Here is a 1,143-nt window from a genome sequence, read left to right as displayed (position 1 = left end):
AGAGCCTGAGGACAAAAAGCGGGATGCCACAATGAGACATGGCACCGCGGAAGACTACTGCACCTGTCTCTCAGGCCACCCGTCTGCCCATTCAGTCGGTGGAGTTCATGGAGATGCTGGACGGCATGGCACAGGAGTACGCGGCAGACAGCGTGCAGGCCGTCCAAGCCGCCATTGACTTCGAGAAGGCCCTGCTATCCGTGGCGCAGTCCAGCGCAGTGCAGGCCATCCCGATCGACGGCCAGAGTGAAGCGGAACGGGTCGAGGCGGCGGAACGTCAGATCAAGCTGATCGGCCGCTTGTTTCAGGAACTGCAGGGCCTGACCCAGCCGGCGGAACGCTAGCGTTCCGCCGCAGCGCGCGCCAGACGATCACCGCACACGCCAGGTGGGCCAGCGACAGAAAGCGCTGCGCACAGCGTTCGCGTCGGACGGCCAGACGTCGGAAGGCCAGCAGCCAGCTCAGCGTGCGTTCGACGCGCCACCGATGCCGGCCCAGCGTGGCCTTTGACTCCACACCGCGCCGTGCGATACGGGGCTGAATCCCACGCCGCCGAATCGCGTGTCGACAGCGTGGGTAGTCATACCCTTTGTCGGCATGCAGTTTGGCTGGGCGGCATCGTGGACGCCCTCGGCGTCCACTACGCACCCGGGGAACCGCGTCCAGGGTGGCCTCAAGCTGTCTGGAGTCGTGGACATTCGCCCCCGTGACCGTGATGGCCAGAGGGATCCCCTGGCCATCGATCAACACGTGCAGTTTGCTGCCTCGCTTCCCGCGATCGGTCGGATTTGCTCCCGTGTGCTCACCGCCCCGGGGCGCCAGCACGCTTGCGGAGTCGAGGGCGCTTCGTGTCCAGTCCAGGTGCCCGGCGTGGTGCGCGGCCTCCAGAAGGCGAACGTGGAGCCGTGACCACAGTCCGGCGCGTTGCCACTCATTGAAGCGGCGCTCACACGTGCGGCCACTGCCGCACCCAAGGGCGAGGGGGAGTTGCCGCCAGGGAAGGCCCCAGCGCAGGAGGTACAGGATGCCCGCGAGCACACGGCGTGGGTGAAGAGGAGGCCGTCCCCGCGAAGCGGGGACGGCTGGATCAGGGAACAGCGGCGCGATCAGCGCCCACAGGTCGTCAGGGACGAGGTGTTCGAT

At 66.9% G+C, this 1,143-nt stretch carries 2 protein-coding genes; one reads left to right on the top strand and one right to left on the bottom strand.

The window, feature by feature from the left end:
• Positions 1-38: 38 nt before the first annotated feature.
• Positions 39-344 (top strand): hypothetical protein, encoded by a 306-nt coding sequence (locus HNQ07_RS23795; RefSeq protein ID WP_260323298.1) that lies wholly within the window; start codon positions 39-41, stop codon positions 342-344.
• On the opposite strand, the gene HNQ07_RS23790 is transcribed toward HNQ07_RS23795, so the two are convergent.
• Positions 283-1,143 (bottom strand): IS5 family transposase, encoded by an 861-nt coding sequence (locus HNQ07_RS23790; RefSeq protein ID WP_311733234.1) that lies wholly within the window; start codon positions 1,141-1,143, stop codon positions 283-285. The two genes, HNQ07_RS23795 and HNQ07_RS23790, sit on opposite strands and share 62 nt — an antisense overlap.

The sequence above is a fragment of the Deinococcus metalli genome (assembly GCF_014201805.1).
Taxonomy (GTDB): domain Bacteria; phylum Deinococcota; class Deinococci; order Deinococcales; family Deinococcaceae; genus Deinococcus; species Deinococcus metalli.
Note: the sequence above shows the minus strand (reverse complement) of the source record. Positions and strands in the feature narration are given on the sequence as shown.